This window comes from Streptomyces sp. H27-H5 (assembly GCF_026627505.1).
GTDB lineage: Bacteria > Actinomycetota > Actinomycetes > Streptomycetales > Streptomycetaceae > Streptomyces.
This window is the reverse complement of sequence record NZ_JAPNLK010000071.1, coordinates 1-20,996: the sequence shown is the minus strand read 5'-3', so window position 1 is coordinate 20,996 and position 20,996 is coordinate 1. Positions and strand designations below refer to the sequence as shown.

Below are 20,996 nucleotides of genomic sequence, written 5' to 3'. Positions count from 1 at the left end.
CCATGAACACCGAATCCACGAGCGACACGAGCAACACGGGCAAGCCGAGCGCCACGGGCGACACGGCCACCCCCGACCGGACGATCACCCCCGGCGGGCTGATCGTCCTCGACATGGCCGGCACCACCGTCGCCGACGGCGGCCTCGTCGAGCGGGCCTTCGGGCGCGCCGCCGAGCACCTCGGCGTCGAGCCCGGCAGCGCCGACCACGCCGCGAAGCTCCAGTACGTCCGCGACACCATGGGCGAGTCGAAGATCTCCGTCTTCCGCCGGCTCTTCGGCGACGAGGACCTCGCCCGACAGGCCAACGCGACCTTCGAGGAGGCGTACGCGGAACTCGTCGACGGGGGCCTCGTCAGCCCGATCCCCGGCGCCCGCGAGACCATCGAGAAGCTGCGCGGCGACGGCCGCACCGTCGTCCTGACCACCGGCTTCGCCCGCGTCACCCAGGACGCCATCCTGGACGCCCTCGGCTGGCGCGACCTCGCCGACCTCACCCTGTGCCCCGCCGACGCGGGCGGTCGCGGGCGGCCCTACCCGGACATGGTGCTGGCCGCGTTCCTGCGCACCGGCGCGGTGGCCGACGTACGCGAGACGGTCGTCGCCGGCGACACGGCGTACGACATGCTCGGCGGCCGCCGCGCCGGCGCCGGGATCGTGGCGGGCGTCCTCACCGGCGCCCACGACCGCCGGGCCCTCGACGAGCACGGCGCGACCCACGTCCTCGGCTCCATCGCCGAACTCCCCGCACTGTTGGCCCGAGAGTCCGGCACGTGAGCGGGATCCGCTTCGAGTCCGTCTCGGTCGCCTACGACGGCAACACCGTGCTGGACTCCCTGGACCTGACGGTCGAGCAGGGCGAGGTCATGGCCCTGCTCGGTCCGTCGGGATCGGGCAAGACCACGGCGCTGCGGGCGGTCGCCGGCTTCGTACGGCCCTTCGCGGGCCGGGTGTCGATCGGGGACCGGGACGTCACCGCCCTCCCGCCCCACAAACGCGGCATCGGCATGGTCGTCCAGCAGTACGCGCTCTTCCCGCACCTGCGCGTCGAGGACAACGTCGCCTTCGGACTCAAGGCGCGCAAGACGCCCAGGGCCGAGATACCCGGCCGCGTCGCGGAGGCCCTGGAGATGACCGGGATGGCCGCCTACGCCAAGCGCCACCCCCGCGAACTCTCCGGCGGGCAGCAGCAGCGCGTGGCCATCGCCCGCGCGCTCGCCATCCGCCCCGGCGTGCTCCTCCTCGACGAGCCGCTGTCCGCACTGGACGCCCAACTGCGCTCCGGGATGCTCGCCGAACTGGCCCGACTGCACCGCGAACTCCCCGACGTGTCGATCCTGTACGTCACGCACGACCAGATCGAGGCCCTGACCCTGGCCGACCGGATCGCCGTCATGGACAAGGCCCGGCTCCAGGACTGCGGCACCCCCCGGCAGCTGTACCGCTCGCCCCGCACCGAGTTCACGGCCTCCTTCGTCGGCAACGCCAACCTCCTCCCGGTGACCGTCGCCGACACCGGTGCGGTCTTCGAGGGGCACGCCCTGGAACTGGACCGGGGCCGGGCCTCGCCCGGCGCCGGCGCCACCCTGTGCGTACGCCCCCACCTGCTCCGCCTCGGCACCGGGCCCAACGCCCTGAACGGCACGATCACCGAGGTGCAGTGGCGCGGCTCGACGCACCGGCTGTACGTGGACGTCGCGGGCCACCGGGTCAAGGCGGACCTGCCCGAACTGCGCGAGACCCCGGCGCTGGGCGATCGGGTGACCCTGCACTTCGAGCCCCGGGACGCGGTGCTGCTGTCGGCGGGGGTGTCGGATGGCTGAGGTCGCGGACCCGCGATCGGCCCCCGCCGGGCCGGCCCGCGCCACCGTCTCCCGGCAGCCGCCCCGTACCTCCGCCCCGGGCCCGCACGCCACCCCCGGACCCGCACCCGCCGTACGCGGCGTCCCGCGCTGGGTGTGGAGCCTGCCCCCGGTGGCCGCCCTCGCGCTGGTCTTCCTCTACCCGCTCGCCCTGGTCGTCCGGCAGTCCCTCACCCCCGAGAACGGCGGCGGCGCCTTCGACGCGTACTCCGCGGTCTTCGCCTCCACCGCCTTTCGCGAGGCCCTCGGCACCACGGTCTGGCTGGCCGTCGGCGCCACCGTCGGATGTCTCGTCCTCGGCTTCGCGCTGGCCCTCGTCATCGCCTTCGTGCCCTTCCCCGGGGCCGGGGCCGTCTCCCGGTTCATCGACGTCTTCCTCTCCTTCCCCTCCTTCCTCGTCACCCTCGCCCTCCTCTTCATCTACGGCACGGTCGGCATGGCCAACGGGATCTGGACCGACGCCCTCGGCGTCGCGGACGGACCCTTCCACTTCCTGGCCACGCCCTGGGGCGTCCTCCTCGCGGAGATCACCTACTTCACCCCGTTCGTCATGCGCCCCCTGCTCGCCGCCTTCTCCCAACTGGACACCGCCCAGCTGGAGGTGGCCTCCTCGCTCGGCGCCGGGCCCGCCCGGATCGTCCGGCGGGTGATCCTCCCCGAGGCGCTGCCGGCCCTCGCCGCCGGCGGCAGCCTGGTCCTCGTCCTGTGCCTCAACGAGTTCGGCATCGTCCTGTTCACCGGAGCCAAGGACGTCACCACGCTCCCGATGCTCGTCTACGGCAAGGCGATCCTGGAATCCGACTACGCCGCCGCCTGCGTCGTCGCCGTCGTCAACATCGCGATCTCCGTCGGCCTGTTCGGCCTCTACCGGGTGGTGGGCAAGCGTGCTGGTGCATAGCAGGACCGGCCGCTGGGCCGCCTGGGGCCTCTTCGGGGTCCTCTTCCTCCCCCTCTTCGCGCTGCCCCTGCTCGTCGTGGTGGCCGCCTCCTTCGCCACCCACTGGTCCGGCGCCTTCCCCTCCGGCCCGACCACCGCGAACTACGCCTCCGCCGTCCGGGGCGAATCCCTCCAGGCCCTCACCACGTCCCTGGTCACCGCCCTCGTCGCGAGCCTGCTCGCCCTCACCGTCGGCAGTTGGGCGGCGCTGGCCGGCGCCGGGTTGAAGAAGCGCGGGAAGCGCGTCCTGGACGCCCTGTTCATGCTGCCGGTCGCCGTACCGTCGGTGGTGGTGGGCCTCGCCGTCCTCGTCGCCTTCAGCCGGCCGCCCCTCCTCCTCAACGGGACGAGCACCATCGTCGTCCTGGCACACACCGTCCTCGTCACGGCGTTCGCCCACCAGTCGGTCTCCGCCGCGATCGTGCGCCTCGACCCCGCCTACGAACAGGCGGCGGCCTCCCTGGGGGCACGTCCCGCCCGGGTGCTGTGGCGGATCAGGATCCCCCTGCTGCTGCCCTCCCTGACCGCCGCCGCGGGACTCTGCTTCGCCCTGTCCATGGGCGAGTTGAGCGCCACGATGATGCTCTACCCGCCGGACTGGATGCCCCTGCCGGTCCGCGTCTTCACCGCCACCGACCGGGGTTCGCTCTTCGGCGGATCGGCCGTCGCGGTGGTCCTGATGGCCACCACCCTGCTGGTGCTCCTGGCCGTCTCCGGCATCCGTACCAAGGCGTCCTACCGCTGACCCACCCGGCCACGCCCGCGCCACACCCCCGCACCGCCCCACCCCTGCCGACTCCCTTTCCCGTAAGGAAGCCCCATGCCCGGCAAGCGCAACAGTCGTCGCATCCCCCTCCGGACCACCGCCGCCGTCACCGGCAGCCTCACCCTCGCCGCCGGCCTCACCGCCTGCGGCGCGGGCTCCGCCGACTCCAAGGCCGACGAGAAGGTCGTCACCGTCTACAGCGCCGACGGCCTGAAGGGCGAGAAGGGCGACGGCTGGTACGACAAGGTCTTCGCCGCGTTCACCAAGGAGACCGGCATCGAGGTCAAGTACGTCGAGGGCGGCTCGGGCGAGATGGTGCAGCGCGCCGTCCGCGAGAAGACCAACACCCAGGCGGACGTCCTGGTCACCCTGCCGCCCTTCATCCAACAGGCCGACGGCAAGGGCCTCCTCCAGGTCTACGCGCCCCGCGGTTCCGAGAAGGTCAACGGCGGCGACAAGGCCACCGACGGCAAGTGGACCTCGATCGTCAACAACTACTTCGGATTCGTCTACAACAAGAAGGAGTTGCCCCAGGCGCCCAAGACCTGGGAAGAGCTGCTGGACGCCAAGTACAAGGGCCGGCTCCAGTACTCCACCCCGGGCGTCGCGGGCGACGGCACCGCCGTGCTCGTCAAGGCGATGCACGACTTCGGCGGCAAGGAACCGGCGATGGAGTACCTGAAGAAGCTCCAGGCCAACAACGTCGGCCCGTCCTCCTCCACCAGCAAGCTCGCCCCGAAGACCGACAAGGGGGAGCTGCTCGTCGCCAACGGCGACGTGCAGATGAACTTCGCGCAGGCCAAGTCCATGCCGAACCTCGGCATCTGGTTCCCCGCCAAGGAGGGCGGCAAGCCCACCACCTTCTCCCTGCCGTACGCGGCCGGCCTGGTCGACAAGGCCCCGCACACCGAGAACGGCCGCAAGCTCCTCGACTTCCTGCTCGGCGAGGAGGCCCAGAAGCTGGTCAGCGAGGTCGGCGGCGGCTTCCCGGCGCGCACCGACGTCAAGCCGACCGACGCCAACGCCGTCCAACTCACCCGACTGATGACGGGAGTCGAGATCTTCGAACCCGACTGGGCGGACATCGACAAGAACCTCACGGCCCACGTGGACGCGTGGAAGTCGGCAACCGGAAGCTGACCGGTTACTCCCTGGCCACCTGAGGCCTGGAGAGTGACGTTGAGATAACGGGTCTGGACCGAACCACCCGCACTTTCGGTCCTGACCCGTCGCACGCCCGCCCGCGCCGTCCCCACGATCCCTCCCGGAGGAGAACGTGCCCCCTGCCCTGCCGCCGCGCCGCGTCCTGACGGTCGCCGCCACCACCGCCACCCTGCTGGCCACCGCCCTCGGTGCGCACCCCGCCGGCGCCGCCGAAACCGCCACCACGGACAAGGTGCTCGTCATCGGCCTCGACGGCGTGGTCCTCGACCGCGTCAAGGTCGCCGACGCGCCCCACCTCAACGGCCTGATGGCCCAGGGTCTGACCGCGAAGAGCACCCTCTACGCGAACCCGATGGCCGCCACCTCCTCCGGCCCCGGCTGGTCCAGCATCGCCACCGGCGTCTGGCCCGACAAGCACGGCGTGAAGGACAACTCCTTCACCGGCAAGAACTACACGGCCCACCCGGACTTCCTGACCCGCGTCGAGAACGCCAAGCCGGCCCTCAACACCTACGCGGCCGCCGACTGGGAGCCCATCACCTCCACCGACCAGAACGGCCCGATCTTCTCCTCGAAGGTCGACAAGCGGCTCTCCCTCAAGGGCGACCGCGACGGCTACGGCAGCGAGGACCCCAAGATCGCCGCCGCGGCCGCCGCCGAACTGCGCGACCAGAACCCGGACGCCGCCTTCGTCTACCTCGGCGAGGTCGACCACGCGGGCCACACCTCCGGCGCGGCGAGCCAGGAGTACCTGAACGCGATCGCCCGCGTCGACGTCCTCGTCGGCAAGCTCCTCACCGCCGTGGAGAGCCGCCCCACCCGCGACCGGGAGAACTGGAAGATCCTGGTCACCACCGACCACGGCCACACCGACGGCGGCGGCCACGGCGGCTCCACGATCGCGGAGCGCGGCACCTTCGTCATCGCCAAGGGCGCCGGGATCCCGGCCGGTTCGGTACGCAATGACGTACGGCTCGTCGACGTCGCCGCGACCGCGCTCGCCCAGGTCGGCGTCAGCGCTCCCGCCCTCGACGGGGTTCCGCTGAACGCCCCCGACAACGACCCCTTCGACACCCTGCGCCCCAACCTCCAGGCCCGCGTGGACGAGACGGGCATCCCGGCCGGCGTGAAGGGCTTCACGCACACCCCGCCGGCCGGCTGGGCCGTGGACAACTCGAAGATGGGCGCGGGCGGGGTCACCGAGTGGGCCGGCTGGGCCTTCGCCACCGACGAGTTCTGGAGCCAGTCGCAGCGCGACCAGTGGCGCGAGCTGAACGTCCGCTCCCGCGACGTGTTCGCCGTGGCCGACTCCGACGAGTGGGACGACAAGAGCCACACCGGCACCTTCGACTCCACCCTGGTCACCCCCGAGTGGCCGGTCACCGGCGGCTCCACGAGGACCCTGACCTACCGGACCCACTACCGCCACGAGGCCGGGCAGACCGCCCAGGTCCTGGTCTCGTACAACGGCGGCGCCCCGACCGTGGTCAAGACTCACACGGCCGACGCCCTCGCCAAGACCGAGAACCTGAGCCTGCCGGTGCCCGCCGGAGCCACCGACGTCCAGGTCCGCTTCCGCTACAGCGGCACCAACAACTGGTTCTGGACCGTGGACGACGTCACCCTCGGCTGAGCCGCCACGAAAGGGCCCCGGGCCCTGTCGGGCCGATGTCCGGGCCGTGGACGGCCTCCGCGTCCGCGGCCCGCGCCGGATAGGGTGGTACAGACCAGGGCCCCCCGAGGTCAGAGGCCCCGCAGAGCGGAGAACAGTCCCGTGGCAGAGCGCAAGCCGATCGAATCCTGGCTCACCGACATGGACGGGGTCCTCATCCACGAGGGCACCCCGATCCCCGGCGCGGATGCCTTCCTCAAGCGGCTGCGCGAGTCCGGCAAGCCCTTCCTGGTGCTGACCAACAACTCCATCTACACCCCCCGCGACCTCCAGGCCCGCCTCAACCGCATGGGCCTCCAGGTGCCCGTCGAGAACATCTGGACCTCCGCGCTCGCCACCGCCAAGTTCCTCGACGACCAGCGCCCGGGCGGCACGGCGTACGTCATCGGCGAGGCCGGTCTGACCACCGCCCTGCACGACATCGGCTACATCCTCACGGACCACGAGCCGGACTACGTGGTGCTGGGCGAGACCCGCACGTACAGCTTCGAGGCGATGACCAAGGCCGTCCGGCTGATCAACGCCGGCGCCCGCTTCATCTGCACCAACCCCGACGAGACCGGCCCGTCCACCGAGGGCCCGCTGCCCGCCACCGGCGCGGTCGCCGCGCTGATCACCAAGGCGACCGGCAAGCAGCCGTACTTCGCCGGCAAGCCCAACCCGCTGATGATGCGGACCGGCCTGAACGCCATCGGCGCGCACTCCGAGAGCAGCGCGATGATCGGCGACCGGATGGACACCGACGTCCTGGCCGGGCTGGAGGCGGGCATGCAGACCTTCCTCGTGCTGACCGGTCTCACCTCGATCGAGGACACCGAGAAGTTCCCGTACCGCCCGACGAAGACGGTCGACTCGATCGCCGACCTGGTCGATCTCGTCTGACACCGGATCACCGACGTTTCAACGCGTACGGCTGACACCCATGGGGCGTACGGCTGACACGTACGGGCCAAGCGCGCGCCGCTCCGGATGCGGAGCGGCGCGCCGCACGTGAGGCTCCTGTTCGAGGAGGTTCACCATGCGCAGTGCTCTGATCGCTTTCCGTGCCACCGGGGTGGCCGTCGCTCTGACGGCCCTCACCGCCGTGGCCGCGCCCACCGTCGTCGCCGAGGACTGGGACCGGGACAGGGATCGGGACCGCGGCAGCGTCTCGGTCCGGCCGAATCCCGCCGAACCGGGGGACCGGGTCAAGTTGGAGGTCCGCGGCTGCGCCTGCGACTGGGCCTCCGCCACGTCGTCCGTGTTCGCCTGGGAGGCCAGGCTGTCCCCGGGTCGCGACGACCGCAAGGTCCTGTGGGGCGACGCGACCATCGCCCACCACGCCGAGCCCGGATGGCACGAGATCCGGGTCAAGTGCGAGGGCCGGGAGGTGCGCGGCTCCATCCAGATCCACCGTGACCGCCCGAACCCGCACCACTCGCCGGTCTGGCCCGTCCACGCGGGCGGCGGCGGCATGGCCGCCGAGCTGGCCGCGTCCACGAAGATCGCCAAGGAACGGGAACAGGCCCGGGCCGCGGAGGGCGCGCAGGCGACCGTGACCGCGAAGAAGAGCCACGAGGCCGACGGTCCGGGTCTGCCGCACACGGTGATCGGCGCCGTCCTGGCCGCCGCCGCGACGCTGGCCGTCGCCGGTCGGGCCCTGACCCTGCGCCGTCGCCGCAGCGGCGAGTGACGGTCCGCCTCCGGTGACCGGGGAGCCGAGGAGCTCCGGCGGATCCCGCGTGCTGACCGTCGCCGCGTGGTCGGTGCTGGTGTGCGGCCTGTGGCTGTGGGGCCGCGAGATCACCGGGGTCCCGCCCCCGCCCGCCGGTCAGGCGGGCGGGGTGGTGGTCCCGGGGCTGCCGGCGGCGCACGCCCCGCTGGCCGGGGCCCTGCCCGCGCGGGTCGACGTACCAGCCATGGGCATCCAGGCCCCGGTGATCTTCCGCAGGCTCGACGCGCAGGGCGCGATCGAGCCGCCGCCGTACGAGAGTCCGGGCACGGTGGGCTGGTGGAGCGGCGGCACCCTGCCGGGCGCGGCCGGGCCGGCGTTGATGGTCGGCCACGTGGACACGAAGTCCAAGCCCGCGGTGTTCTTCGGGCTGAGCACCGCCGAGCCGGGCGGCAAGGTCCGGGTCCACCGGGCGGACGGCTCGGTCGCGGAGTTCACGATCGAGGAGGTGAAGGTCTACGAGCGCGCCGGCTTCGACCCGGCCAAGGCGTACGGCCCGCGGATCAAGGGGCGGGCGGAACTGCGACTGGTGACGTGCGGGGGCACGTACGACAAGGCCGCCAAGCAGTACACGGCCAATGTGGTGGTTTCCGCCTACCTGACGGGCGTCGGCGCCCGACCCGGAACGGCCGTGTAGACGGGCCGGAACGGCTGCGCGGGCAGGGCCGGACGAGCGAACGAAGAAACCCCCCGAGGCTTTCGCCTCGGGGGGTTTCTTCTCGTCTGTGCGCCGCCAGGGACTCGAACCCCGGACCCGCTGATTAAGAGTCAGCTGCTCTAACCAACTGAGCTAGCGGCGCTTGGTGACAGGCAAAACTCTACCCCACCTCCGGACGTGCTCGTGACCAGCCACGCCCGTGTTGTCCGATTAACCCATGTTTAAGGGGTTTATCGTGCACGATATGTCTGGGCCGAGCCGAATCTGATGCCCCGCCAGATGCGTGCCCGGACGCCGGACCAGTGGACGAGCAGGGGAGTGGACGGAACCGCATGACGATGCAGCCGCCGGTGCATGTGCAGATGCCGCAGATGCCCATGCCGGTCTTCGAGGAGTACGAGCCCGCGGGCGACTGCGTCTGCCTCGGGTGCGCGCAGCGCCGTCGCGCCCTCGCCCGTGCCCGGGCCATACCGCTTCGCGACGGCGGCCACCGCGCCGCCCGCGGCGCGCGCCGGGCGCTGGTGCTCGCCACCGCCGCCGGCGTGGTCCTGGGCGGCGGAGGCTCGGCCGCTCTGGCCGCCTCCGCCGCGGCACCCGGCCTCGGCCCGGTGCGCCTCGACGGCCCCGACCCGGGCTCCCCGCAGGGCGGCCGATCGCCGCTGCACGGGCCGAAGGGCACGCCCGCCAAGCCCGGCGGCCTGCCCGGCGCCCCGTCGGCGGTCCGGCGCATCGACCGGACGACGATCATCAACCGGGCGAAGCTGTGGCTGGACGCCAAGGTCCCCTACAGCATGTCCGAGTACTGGTCGGACGGCTACCGGCAGGACTGCTCGGGCTACGTCTCGATGGCCTGGAACCTCGGCACCAACGAGTGGACCGGCAGCCTCGACACCTTCGCCACCCGGATCACGAAGGAGGAGCTGCTGCCGGGCGACATGCTGCTCTTCCACAACCCGGCCGACCCCAACAACGGCTCGCACGTCGTCCTCTTCGGCGGCTGGGTCGACGGGACGCGGACGCACTACGTCGCCTACGAGCAGACCCGCCCGCACACCCGCAAGCAGGCCACCCCCTACGGGTACTGGACCAACGCCGCGAAGTACCTCCCCTACCGCTTCAACGGGACCACGGGAGGCGTCCCCGGCAGCACGCCCACGCCTCCCGTGACGCCCGTCGAGCTGCCGTCGACCGGGTCCCCGCCGGCGGTGTCGGCGACCTTCCCCGGTGCCTCGAAGTTCGGGCCGGGCGCGAACAACGAGTACGTGACCCAGCTCGGCCGGTTGCTGATCGAACGCGGCGGCGCCCGGTTCTACCCCAACGGCGCCGGCCCGGTGTGGTCCGACGAGGACCGGCTGGCCACCCAGGCGTTCCAGCGGGCGCAGGGGTGGACCGGCGCGGACGCCGACGGCATTCCCGGCGCCCACACCTGGCGGCTGCTGGCCCTGAGGCAGGGCAAGAGCATCCCGCCGGCGACATCGACCACGCCGACCACGCCCACGAAGCCGACCACGCCCACGAAGCCGACGACACCGGTCGGTCAGGCGGGGCCGGGCGGGGTGCCCGCCTACCCGGGGAAGGCCTTCTTCCGCCCGGGCCGGTCCCACGCGCTCATCACCGCCCTCGGTCGCCGACTGGTGCAGAAGGGCTTCGGCAAGCACTACACGTCCGGCCCGGGCGCCCTCTGGAGCGAGGCCGACCGCCGCAACGTCGAGGCCTTCCAGCGCGCCCAGGGCTGGCGCGGTGCCTCGGCCGACGGCTACCCGGGCCCGGAAACCTGGCGCCGGCTGTTCGCATGACGGAGGCAACGATGTACCCCACCCGCACCACGTCCACGACGGGCGACTTCCCCGTTCCTCCGGTCCCGCACGGTTCCCGGCCCCGCGCCGCCGGCGCCTGCCCGGGCCCCGCCGCCGGGGACGGAGCGATCCGGCCGGGCGCGACGGCGCCCGCCCAGGCCCCCCGCCCGGGGCGCTGGACCACCGCCCCGGCGCCGGCCGCGGCGGCGGCCCCGGCCGAACCGATCGCGGCCCCCGCCCCGGCCCCGGCCGTGGTTCCGGCCCCGGCCCCGGTCCGTCCCGCGTGGGCGCCCGAGGCCCCGCCGGAGCCCGCCGCGACCCCGGCCGTGCCCCACCCGGCCGCCGCGACGCACGCCCCGGTCCTCGACGTACCGCACCCGGCCGCCGACGCCGCCCCGCGGCCGGCGCCCTCGGCCGGCCCGCCGGAACCGCGCGGGGGAGAGGCGGCCGACGGCGCGGCGTCCCGGTACCCGGGCGACTTGCCGGCCCCGGCCCGCCACGCGCGGGCCTCGCACCCCGGATCCTCGACCCCGCCGGTCGACGCCGCGCCCCGGGCCGTGACCGCCGTCCCCGCGCCCGGCGCCGCCGGCCGCGCCGCCGAGTCGCCCGCGTACGCCCCCGCGCCCCGCCCCCACCCGGCGCACCCCGCCGACCGGCCGGCCGACGACGCGCACGTCCGGGCGGCCGTGCCCGAGCCGATGCTCCCGACGCCGCACCCGGCGTTCGCGCGGCCGGCGTTCGCCCACGCGGGTCCGCCCGAGGCGGCGGACACGGGCGCGGGGGAGCCCGCGCCGGCGCCGGTGCTCGTGCCGGAGTACCGCGGCTCCGTCCCCGTCGAGCCGGAGCGCCGCCCCCTGCGCGCCGCCGGACCCGAGCCGGTGGCCCCGACGGCGTACCCGACGCACGCCCACGGCCGCCCGGCCGACGCCCCGGACCCGGCCCCGCCCGCGTGGCCCGCCCGCACGGAGTCGGCGCCCCCGTACCCGCAACCGCCCCGGGACGACGCGCCGGACCGCGCGCCCGAGCCCGCGGCCGACCACGCCGCCCCGGCGGAGGGTCCCGACGAGGATGCCCCGGACGCGCGGGCGCACCCGGACGGGGTGCCGGCCGCGCGCGCGGAGGTGGACGCCCCGTCGGACGCTCCGCCGTCCCGGCCCGTGACGGACCGCCACCCCGCCCCGGCCGTCGAACCCCGGCCCCCGGCCGGCCCGCCCCTCGAACCCTGGCCCCCGGTCACCCCCGCCCCGACCCCGGCCGTGTCCGGCCGTCCGCGGGACGAGCTCTGGCCGCCCGCCGAGCCCGTCGTGCGCACGGTCCCCGGACCGGACGCGGCCGACGCCGGGGCGGACGACGTCGCCGATCTCGTCGCCCGGGCCGTGGCCCGCGGCATGGCGGACGCCGACGAGGACGACACCCGGGACCTCCCCCGTCTCCGTCCCGCCCAGGGGGCCTCCGCCACCGCGGTGCCCGTGCACCTGCCCTTCCTCGGGCAGACGCCGGCAGGACCCCCGGCTCCGGCCGAGGCCCCGGCCGCGCGGCGGTCCGGGCAGGCCGCGCACGCACCCCGACCCGCGGCCGGCCGTCGTGTCCCCCGGGGCGACGACCGGCTCCGCGAACACCGCGGACCCGTACTGCCCGGCTGGATCGCCGTGGCCGTCGGCGGGCTCGCGCTGGCCGGTTGCTCTGCGGTGCTCTGGCGGGCCGGCGCCGTCCCCGACGCCCTCGCCGCCGGCTTCGGCGCGGCCCCGCGCGCCTACCAGGGGCTGCGCGCGACCCACTGGCCCCCGCTCGCCTTCCTCGGGATCGTCACGCTCCTCGCGCTGGGCGGGCTGGGCCGCGCCAAGGCGGGCCACGCCTGGGTGCTGACCCTCTTCGGCAGCTACCGGGGCACGGTCCGGCGTACCGGCCTCACCTGGGTCAGCCCGCTGCTGCTGCGCCGGCGGGTGGACGTACGGCTGCGGCACTGGCGCAGCGACCCCATGCCCGCGGTGGACTCGGGGGGCCTCGCCCTCCAGGTGGTCGTGCAGGTCGTCTGGCAGGTCAAGGACACCGCCCGCGCCACCCTCGCCGTCGGGGACCACACGGAGTACCTGGCCGAGCAGGTCGAGTCGGCCATGGCCCGGGTGCTGTCCCAGCTGCCGGCCGACGCCTTCCACGACGACGCCCCGACGCTGCGCGACGCCGAGGCGGTCGGTGACGCGCTGACCCGCATGCTGGCCGCCGAGACCGAGGCCGTCGGCGTGGAGGTCTTCTCCGCCCAGCCCACCCGGATCGAGTACGCCCCGGAGGTGGCGGAGGCCATGCGGCGCCGGCGGATCGCGGCGATCGACGCCCGGCACCGGGACGCCGTGCTGTCCTCGGTCGTCGACGCGGTCGACGACACGGTCCACCGGCTCACGTCGCGGGGGATCGTCGAGTTGGACGACTACGAGCGCAAGGCCCTGGTGAAGGACCTCACCGTGGCCTTCTACACCGGCCGCTCCGACCAGTAGCGGCGATCGGCGGCCCGGGACACGGGAGAAGACGGCGGCGACGCGGAGAAGACGACGAGCGACGCGGGAGAACGGGTGGCCGGGAACGACCGGACCACCCGTTTTCCCATTGGTATAGACATGGCCAACTCGCGTCAATAATCTGGGACTTGGTCTAGACCTGGAAATCATCCCCACGCGTGCGCACGCTCTCGTCAGACTCCCCCCACGTCCAAGGAGCATCATGCGTTCCTTCCGCATGCCCAAACGAGCCGGCGTCACGGCCCTCGGTCTCGGTCTCGTCGCCGGTGCCACCCTCCTCGGCACCCCCACCGCCAGCAGCCACGGATACACCGACACCCCCATCAGTCGCCAGAAGCTCTGTGCCAACAAGACCGTCTCCAACTGCGGCCAGATCCAGTGGGAACCGCAGAGCGTCGAAGGCCTCAAGGGCTTCCCGGCCGCCGGACCGGCCGACGGGAAGATATGCGCGGCCGGCAACGCCCAGTTCGCCGAACTCGACGACCAGCGCGGCGGTACCTGGCCCGCCACCCGTGTCAACAGCGGCCAGAGCTACGGCTTCCGGTGGCAGTTCACCGCCAACCACTCCACCACCGACTTCAAGTACTACGTCACCAAGAACGGCTGGGACCCCACCAGGCCGCTCACCCGGGCCGCCCTCGACCCGCAGCCCTTCCTCACGGTCGCCTACAACGGCGCCCGACCCGCCTCGACCACCGTCCACCAGGGCGCCATGCCGAGCGGAAAGACCGGGCGCCACATGATCCTGGCGGTCTGGACCGTCAACGACACCCCGATGGCCTTCTACTCCTGCTCCGACGTTCAATTCTGACGTAACGTCAGCTAACCTCCGGCGGCATGCGGACGACGACCACACCCGAGACCGTCGCGGAGCTCATCGCGCGCCAATGGGGCGACCACCGGCCCGGACTGAAGCACGAGCACGCCGTCCTCAGCCGACACCGGACCGCCCAGGAGGCCGCCGCACGCGCCGCGCTGCTCGTCGACCTCCTGCCGCCGGAGGCCGAGCCGCACCTGGGAGTGCTGCTCGACAACACCCCGGAGTTCCCGTTCTGGCTCGGCGCGGCGGCCCTCGCCGGGGCCGCCGTCGCCGGGATCAACCCGACCCGGCGCGGCCCCGAGCTGGCCCGCGACATCCTGCACACCGACTGCCGGATCCTCGTCACCGAGCGCGCCCACCTGCCGCTGCTGCGCGGCCTCGACCTGCCGGGCGTACGGATCCTCGTGACCGACACCGAGGAGTACGCGCGACTGCTGGCGCCCTACGCGGGAGCCAAGCCGGGGGAGGCCGTCCTCTCCGGCGGCCCCACCCCCGCCTCCCGGATGCTCCTCTACTTCACGTCCGGCTCCACCGGCGCCCCCAAGGCCGCCCTCTGCACCCAGGGCCGCCTGGCCGCCGCCGGAACCGCGCTGGCCCGCCAGTTCTCGGTCACCCCCGACGACGTCCACTACGTCTGCATGCCGCTCTTCCACGGCAACGCGGTCATCGCCGACTGGCTGCCGGCGCTGGCCGGCGGCGCGTCCGTGGCCCTGCGGCGGCGCTTCTCGGCCTCCCGGTTCCTGGACGACGTACGGGCCTACGAGGCCACCTACTTCACCTACGTCGGCCGGGCGATCCAGTACCTCCTGGCCACCGAGCCCCGCCCCGACGACCGCGCGCACACCCTGAGGCTCGGCTTCGGCACCGAGGCCGGCGCGGTGGACGCCGCCCGCTTCGCCGAGCGGTTCGGGGTCCGGCTGGTGGAGGGATACGGGGCCACCGAGGGCGGCGCCTCCGTGGTCCGCACCCCCGACACCCCGCCGGCAGCGCTGGGCCGGGCCGGCGCCGGGGACGACCTCGCGGTCGTCGACCCCGAGACGGGGGAGGAGTGCCCGGCCGCCGCGCTCGACGGCTCGGGCCGCCTCCTCAACGGCCGGGAGGCCATAGGGGAACTCGTCAACCGCGGCCGCGGCCTCTTCGAGGGGTACTGGCGCAACCCCGACGCCGAGGCGGCGCGCACCCGCGACGGCTGGTACTGGACCGGCGACCTCTTCTTCCGGGACGCCGCCGGATTCCTCTACTTCGCGGGCCGCACCGACGACCGACTGCGGGTCGACAGCGAGAACCTCGCCGCGGCCGTCATCGAGAACATCCTCGCCCGATGGCAGGACGCGGCGGCCGTGGCCGTGTACGCCGTCCCGGACGAGGTCGCGGGCGACCAGGTGATGGCGGCCGTCGCGCTCCGCCCCGGAACGGAGTTCTCCCCGTCGGCGTTCGCCGCCTTCCTCGCCGCGCAGCCCGACCTGGGCACGAAGATGCCGCCGCGCTACGTCCGGGTGGTCCCCGAGATGCCGACGACGGCGACGAACAAGGTCCACCGCGTGGCCCTGCGCCGCGCCGGCTTCCGCTGCCCGGACCCCGTCTGGTGGTCCCCGCCCGGCGAACCGGGATACCGGCCCCTGGACGCGGAGTCCCTGGCCGGCCTGCTGTCGTCCTACGAGGCCCAGGGCCGGACCGACCTCCTGGACCGCTGACCGGGCGCCACGACCGCCCGCGGGGGTAGGGCCGGCCCCACCCCCGACCCGCCCCCTGGGCCCGTGGTCCGGCCCGAAGGACCGGGTCGGCCAGGTCGAGCAGTTCCTCGACGCGGTGGTCACCGTCGCGGCCGGCGGCACGGTCGTGGACCCCGAGGTGGTGCGCCGGCTCCTGGCCAGGCGCCGCGATCCGCTGGCCGCGCTCACCGCGCGCGAGCGGGAGGTGCTGGGCCTCGTCGCGGAGGGGAGATCCAACGGGGCCATCGCCCGTGAGCTGGTGGTGTCCGAGGCGGCCGTGGGCAAACACATCGGGAACATCCTCGGAAAGCTGGACCTGCCGCCCGCCGAGGAGACGCACCGCAGGGTCCTCGCGGTCCTCGCGTACCTCAGGGGGTAATGGTTTTGAGCACCCCTGGGGACCGGGTAGTATTTTCTCTGTCAGGCGCCGCTAGCTCAGTTGGTTAGAGCAGCTGACTCTTAATCAGCGGGTCCGGGGTTCGAGTCCCTGGCGGCGCACCTGTACTTCGGGCGGTTTCCGGTTCACCGGGAACCGCCCGAAGTGGTTTCCGGGTCCGGGTGCGCGGGCCCGAAGCCGCCTCCGGGGTGCGTCGCCCGTCAGAGCGTGAGCGACAGCAGCAGCGGCGCGGCCTTCCGGTTCAGCGTCTCCGCCGCGGCCCGCAGTCGGTGCGCGTGCTCGACCGGCATCGACAGGGCCAGGCAGCCCACCGAGGCGCCGGCGGTGATCGGTACCGCCGCGCAGACGGTGCCCACGGCGTACTCCTGGAGGTCCAGCACGGGCACGGTGGCGGGCTGACTGTCCAGCTTGGAGAACAGCACGCTCTCGTTCACGATCGTCTTCGACGTCAGCCGGGCGATCTTGTGCCGGGACAGGTGGTCCCGTCGACCGTTCTGGTCGAGCTGGGTCAGCAGGCACTTGCCGACGGCGCTGGCGTGCGCCGCCGAGCGGAAGTCGACCCACTCGTGCACCTTGGGGGTGCGCGGACTGTCCGCGAACTGGGTGATGCGGACCTCGCCGTCGACGTAGCGGCTGATGTAGACCGCCGCCCCGACCGAGTCCCGCAGTCGGTCCAGGGTGTCCTGGAGCTTGTCCTGGAGGGCCTGCTGCCGGTCGACGCCGGAGCCGAGGAGGACGAGCGAGTCCCCTATGGCATAGGCGCCGTCGGAGACCTGGAGCACGTACCCCTCCCGGCGCAGCATGAGCAGCATCGGGGACAGGTGGACCGAGGGCAGGCCTGTCTCACGCGCTATCTGCGCGTCGGTCACACCGCCGGTGTGCCGGGCGATCGTTTCGAGTACGCGAAGGGCGTACTGCACCGAATGGAACGGCGCGGTCGGCTCGGGCTTCAGCGCCACGGTTTCCCCCTACCAGGTTGTTACCGCTTGCTCCCCCACGATAGCCATCAAGCGGCTTGTGTGGAGCGCCTGTTGAAGAGATTGATGGCTCAATCAAGTCCCTCTGCCTGGATCTACTCGCCTGGCATATGCCGCTGGCATGAACGTTCCGCAGGCCGTCGGGAATGTCCCGGCCTCCTCGATGGTTCGAATTCCTCGTACGGACATGCGGGAAGCCGCGAGGGCAGCACGGGACGGGAGCGACGATGAGTGACGCCGGGGACGAGGGAATCAGGGCAGCCGGGACGGATGGGACCGCGGATCCGATCCGGGGAACCGTGCGGGGGAGCGCGCCGGTCCCGCTCTCGGTGCTGGACCTCGTCACCGTCGGGGCCGGCAGTACCGCCCACGCGTCGCTGCGCACCAGCGTGGCGATCTCCCGGCTGGCCGAATCCCGGGGGTTCCACCGGCACTGGGTGGCCGAACACCACTCCATGCCCGGAGTGGCCAGTTCCTCCCCGGCGGTGATCCTCGCCCACCTCGCCGCGCACACCTCCCGGATACGGCTCGGCTCGGGCGGGGTCATGCTGCCCAACCACGCCCCGCTGGCCGTCGCCGAGCAGTTCGGCACCCTGGAGGCCTTCGCGCCGGGCCGGATCGACCTCGGACTGGGGCGCGCCCCCGGCACGGACCCCCGTACCGCGGCCGCGCTGCGCGGAGCCGGACGGGCCGACGACGCCGCCGACGGATTCCCCCGGCAGCTGGGGGAGCTGATCCGCTTCCTCGACGACGACTTCCCCGACGGGCACCCCTATGCCCGGGTGCACGCCGTGCCCGGCCCCGTCCAGGGCCCCGCCGGCCGACCGCCGATCTGGCTGCTCGGCTCCTCCGGCTTCAGCGCCCGCCTCGCCGGCGAGCTGGGCCTGCCCTTCGCGTACGCCCACCACTTCTCGGCGGCCGGCACGATTCCCGCGCTGGACCTGTACCGGCAGAGCTTCCGGCCCTCGGCCGTGCTCGACGCCCCGTACGCCCTGATCGGGGCCGCGGCCCTGGCCGCCGACACCGACGAGGAGGCCCGGGCGCAGGTGCTGACGGGCGCGCTGTCGATGCTGCGGCTGCGCGGCGGGCGGCCCGGGCTGGTCCCGACGCCCGAGGAGGCGGCCGCGTACCCCTTCTCGCCGCTGGAGCGGGAGTTCGTGGACGGCTGGCTCGCGAACATCGTCCACGGCACCCCCGACGAGGTCCGCGAGGGACTCGACGACCTGGTGAAGCGGACGGGCGCGGACGAGCTGATGCTGACCGCCAACGCCCACGGCGGGGATGCCCGGTTGCGCTCGTACGGGCTCATCGCAGATGCGTACGGCATGCCGACGGAGGACTCGAACTCCGCCTGAGCGCACAAGAACGGGGTTTGGCTGGTTTGTTGCCGAAACCTTGCCGGCGGATGGCTTAGTGCAGCCTTAAACCGCTCGTCACCCGGGGTGGCGGGCGGTTCTGCATATGCCCTCAGGTCTCTGACGAGGCGCTTTGGCGCCCGAGTGGTCTAGTCCTTCTTTGGTCCAAACCATTGACTGGGGGCCAGGGTGATCGCTATCACTTCTCTCACCTGAAGCTGATGCTCCCCCCTCCCACCCCCCGGAGTCAGTTCATGCACATCCGTAAACCCCTCGTCGCGGCCGCCGCCACGGCCGCGCTGGCAGCCGGAGCGCTGGCCGGCTTCGCGGGCCTCGGGACCGCCCAGGCCGCGGGCTCCGCGAGCACGGCGAGCGCCGGCGGCGTGAAGATCGCGTACTACGACCAGTGGAGCGTGTACGGGAGTGCCTTCTACCCGAAGCACCTCGACACCCGCGGCATCGCCGGCAAGCTGGACGTGATCAACTACTCGTTCGGCAACATCCACCCCGCCAACCTCACCTGTTTCGAGGCGAACAAGGCGGCGGGCGACGACAACAACCCCAACGCCGGTGACGGCGCGGGCGACTCGTACGCCGACTACCAGAAGTCCTTCAGCGCGGCCGACAGCGTCAGCGGGGTCGCCGACAAGTGGGACCAGCCGATCGTCGGCGTCTTCAACCAGTTCAAGCAGTTGAAGGCCAAGTACCCCCACCTGAAGATCAACATCTCGCTGGGCGGCTGGACCTACTCGAAGTACTTCAGCGACGCGGCCAAGACCGACGCCTCCCGCAAGAAGCTCGTGTCGTCCTGCATCGACCAGTACATCAAGGGCAACCTGCCGGTCGAGGGCGGATTCGGCGGTGCGGGCGCGGCCGCCGGCATCTTCGACGGCATCGACATCGACTGGGAGTACCCCGGCTCCTCCGGCGGTCACCTGGGCAACCACTACGCCCCCGAGGACAAGCAGAACTTCACGCTCCTGCTCAAGGAGTTCCGCAGCCAGCTCGACGCCTACGGCGCGGCCAACGGCGGCAAGAAGTACCTGCTGACCTCCGCCCTCCCGGCCGGCCAGGACAAGATCAAGTACATCGAGACGGACAAGATCGGCGCGTACCTCGATTACGCGAACATCATGACGTACGACATGCACGGCGCCTGGGACAGCGACGGCCCGACGTACCACCAGTCCCCGCTGTACTCCCCGGCCGGCGACCCGACCGACCCGATCGCCCCGGGCACCCAGAAGTACAGCATCGACAACGCCATCGACTCCTGGATCGACGGCAACCCGGCCTACGGCATCGCCGGCGGCTTCCCCGCCAACAAGCTGACCCTGGGCTACGAGTTCTACTACCGCGGCTGGAAGGGCGTCCCCGCCGGGGCGAACAACGGCCTCGCGCAGTCCGCGACCGGGGCCTCCGCGGCCCGGCCCACCAGCCAGCAGGCCGGCATCGCGAACTACAAGGAACTCGTCGGCCTCGTCGACAACCCGGCGAACACCTTCTGGGACGACCAGGCCAAGGCCTCGTACTTCTACAAGGACGGCGAGTTCTTCACCGGCCTCAACCAGAAGTCCATCCAGGCCCGGGTCGACTACGGCAAGCAGCGCGGCCTGGCCGGCGCGATGATGTACTCCCTCCTCGGGCTGGACAACAACACCACGCTGCTGAACCAGATCTCGGACGCCCTCGGCGGCACCACCCAGCCGCCGACCACCCCGCCGACCACTCCGCCCACGACCCCGCCGACCACGCCCCCCACCACGCCTCCGACGACGCCGCCCACCGGCTGCGGTGCGGTCCCGGCGTACGTGGCGGGCACGGTCTACACCGGCGGCACCGAGGTCTCCCACAACGGTCACAAGTGGAAGGCCCAGTGGTGGACGCAGAACGAGGTGCCCGGCTCCACCGGTGAATGGGGTGTCTGGAAGGACCTCGGCGCCTGCTGATCCCCCCACCCCGCGCCGAGCGCCGGCCGCCCCCGCCCCCTCCCGGGGCGGGGGCGGCCGTGTTCGCGCACCGGCGCGCCGGGAACAACCCCCGGCCGCCGTCGGGTTGACTCCGGACATGACTGCCACGCCATTCGAACCGCGCACGCTGCTCGCGGGGAGCCGACTCGGTGTCCTCGCCACGATCAAGTCGAGCGGCCTCCCCCAACTCTCCCCCGTCATGCCCTTCTACGACAGCGGGACGGGTCTGCTGCACGTCTCGATGACCGAGGGGCGGGCCAAGACGGCGAACCTGCGCCGCGACCCGCGGGCCGCCCTGGAGGTCACCGCACCCGACGGCCGTTCCTGGGCCACCGCCGAGGGGCCCGTGACGCTCGTCGGCCCGGGCACCGACCCGCACGGCCCCGAGGTCGACGCGCTCGTGGAGTACTACCGCCTCGCCGCCGGGGAGCACCCGGACTGGGAGGAGTACCGGTCGGTGATGGTGTCCGACCGCAGGGTGCTGATGACGATGACGGTCGAGCGCGTGTACGGCGAGAAGCTCGGCTGACCGATCCCAGGGCCTGATCCGAAGACAGGCCCTAGTGCTGCACCGCGAAAGTTCGTGGAGGGGTGTTGGTCAGGTCGGCTGGTCGCCGAGGTAGAGGTAGCAGGCGCAGTCGAGGCAGTCCTCGGGACTGCCGAAGGGCAGGCCTGAGGGCAGGAAGT

General features: G+C 72.9%; 17 protein-coding genes, 2 tRNA genes and 1 pseudogene. 18 read left to right on the top strand and 2 right to left on the bottom strand.

What is annotated here, in order from left to right; genetic code table 11:
• Positions 1–2 precede the first annotated feature (2 nt).
• The 9 genes from OTB19_RS29595 to OTB19_RS29555 all read left to right on the top strand — a co-directional run bounded on the left by OTB19_RS29595 (position 3) and on the right by OTB19_RS29555 (position 8,748).
• Positions 3–776: a phosphonatase-like hydrolase gene (locus OTB19_RS29595; RefSeq protein ID WP_267801624.1), complete on the top strand. Its 774-nt coding sequence runs from the start codon at positions 3–5 to the stop codon at positions 774–776.
• Complete coding sequence (locus OTB19_RS29590; protein WP_267801623.1) at positions 773–1,822, top strand: ABC transporter ATP-binding protein; 1,050 nt, start codon at positions 773–775, stop codon at positions 1,820–1,822. The genes OTB19_RS29595 and OTB19_RS29590 overlap by 4 nt, the downstream gene beginning before the upstream one ends.
• On the top strand, positions 1,815–2,759 hold the full coding sequence (locus tag OTB19_RS29585) for a 2-aminoethylphosphonate ABC transporter permease subunit (protein ID WP_267801622.1): 945 nt from the start codon (positions 1,815–1,817) through the stop codon (positions 2,757–2,759). Before OTB19_RS29590 ends, OTB19_RS29585 begins: the two co-directional genes overlap by 8 nt.
• Complete coding sequence (locus tag OTB19_RS29580; RefSeq protein WP_267801621.1) at positions 2,746–3,543, top strand: ABC transporter permease; 798 nt, start codon at positions 2,746–2,748, stop codon at positions 3,541–3,543. The genes OTB19_RS29585 and OTB19_RS29580 overlap by 14 nt, the downstream gene beginning before the upstream one ends.
• A 75-nt stretch (positions 3,544–3,618) precedes the next feature.
• Complete coding sequence (locus OTB19_RS29575) at positions 3,619–4,704, top strand: 2-aminoethylphosphonate ABC transporter substrate-binding protein (protein WP_267801620.1); 1,086 nt, start codon at positions 3,619–3,621, stop codon at positions 4,702–4,704.
• Positions 4,705–4,840: 136 nt separating this feature from the next.
• On the top strand, positions 4,841–6,361 hold the full coding sequence (locus OTB19_RS29570; RefSeq protein WP_267801618.1) for an alkaline phosphatase family protein: 1,521 nt from the start codon (positions 4,841–4,843) through the stop codon (positions 6,359–6,361).
• Between the two features lie 141 nt (positions 6,362–6,502).
• Positions 6,503–7,282, top strand: coding sequence for an HAD-IIA family hydrolase (locus OTB19_RS29565; protein WP_267801617.1), 780 nt, complete (start codon positions 6,503–6,505; stop codon positions 7,280–7,282).
• A 136-nt stretch (positions 7,283–7,418) separates the two neighbouring features.
• The gene (locus tag OTB19_RS29560) at positions 7,419–8,072 is read left to right on the top strand and encodes a hypothetical protein (protein WP_267801616.1); all 654 of its coding nucleotides are present in this window, start codon (positions 7,419–7,421) and stop codon (positions 8,070–8,072) included.
• A gap of 49 nt (positions 8,073–8,121) precedes the next feature.
• Entirely contained in the window at positions 8,122–8,748 is a 627-nt protein-coding gene (locus tag OTB19_RS29555) for a class F sortase (RefSeq protein ID WP_324289487.1), read from the top strand.
• An 89-nt stretch (positions 8,749–8,837) separates the two neighbouring features.
• On the opposite strand, the gene OTB19_RS29550 is transcribed toward OTB19_RS29555, so the two are convergent.
• Positions 8,838–8,911, bottom strand: a tRNA-Lys gene (locus OTB19_RS29550).
• A 229-nt stretch (positions 8,912–9,140) separates the two neighbouring features.
• Between OTB19_RS29550 and OTB19_RS29545 the strand changes: the two genes are divergently transcribed.
• From OTB19_RS29545 to OTB19_RS29520, 6 genes and pseudogenes are all read left to right on the top strand, one after another.
• Positions 9,141–10,565: a peptidoglycan-binding protein gene (locus OTB19_RS29545; RefSeq protein WP_267801649.1), complete on the top strand. Its 1,425-nt coding sequence runs from the start codon at positions 9,141–9,143 to the stop codon at positions 10,563–10,565.
• Positions 10,566–10,576: 11 nt separating this feature from the next.
• Entirely contained in the window at positions 10,577–13,057 is a 2,481-nt protein-coding gene (locus OTB19_RS29540) for an SPFH domain-containing protein (RefSeq protein ID WP_267801612.1), read from the top strand.
• 238 nt (positions 13,058–13,295) lie between these two features.
• Positions 13,296–13,889, top strand: coding sequence for a lytic polysaccharide monooxygenase auxiliary activity family 9 protein (locus OTB19_RS29535; RefSeq protein WP_267801648.1), 594 nt, complete (start codon positions 13,296–13,298; stop codon positions 13,887–13,889).
• A 26-nt stretch (positions 13,890–13,915) separates the two neighbouring features.
• Complete coding sequence (locus OTB19_RS29530) at positions 13,916–15,592, top strand: AMP-binding protein (RefSeq protein ID WP_267801610.1); 1,677 nt, start codon at positions 13,916–13,918, stop codon at positions 15,590–15,592.
• Positions 15,593–15,668: 76 nt separating this feature from the next.
• A pseudogene (locus OTB19_RS29525) lies at positions 15,669–15,989 on the top strand (response regulator transcription factor); the annotation flags it as partial.
• Between the two features lie 45 nt (positions 15,990–16,034).
• Positions 16,035–16,108 (top strand) — tRNA-Lys (locus tag OTB19_RS29520).
• A 99-nt stretch (positions 16,109–16,207) separates the two neighbouring features.
• Here OTB19_RS29520 and OTB19_RS29515 read toward each other — a convergent pair.
• A complete protein-coding gene (locus OTB19_RS29515) occupies positions 16,208–16,966 on the bottom strand; it encodes an IclR family transcriptional regulator (RefSeq protein WP_267801608.1) in 759 nt (252 codons plus the stop codon).
• 245 nt (positions 16,967–17,211) lie between these two features.
• Here OTB19_RS29515 and OTB19_RS29510 point away from each other — a divergent pair, with 245 nt between their 5' ends.
• The 3 genes from OTB19_RS29510 to OTB19_RS29500 all read left to right on the top strand — a co-directional run bounded on the left by OTB19_RS29510 (position 17,212) and on the right by OTB19_RS29500 (position 20,838).
• Entirely contained in the window at positions 17,212–18,339 is a 1,128-nt protein-coding gene (locus OTB19_RS29510) for an LLM class flavin-dependent oxidoreductase (protein WP_267801607.1), read from the top strand.
• Positions 18,340–18,593: 254 nt separating this feature from the next.
• Positions 18,594–20,288: a glycosyl hydrolase family 18 protein gene (locus tag OTB19_RS29505; RefSeq protein ID WP_267801605.1), complete on the top strand. Its 1,695-nt coding sequence runs from the start codon at positions 18,594–18,596 to the stop codon at positions 20,286–20,288.
• A gap of 118 nt (positions 20,289–20,406) precedes the next feature.
• Positions 20,407–20,838 (top strand): PPOX class F420-dependent oxidoreductase, encoded by a 432-nt coding sequence (locus OTB19_RS29500; RefSeq protein ID WP_267801604.1) that lies wholly within the window; start codon positions 20,407–20,409, stop codon positions 20,836–20,838.
• Positions 20,839–20,996 lie beyond the last annotated feature (158 nt).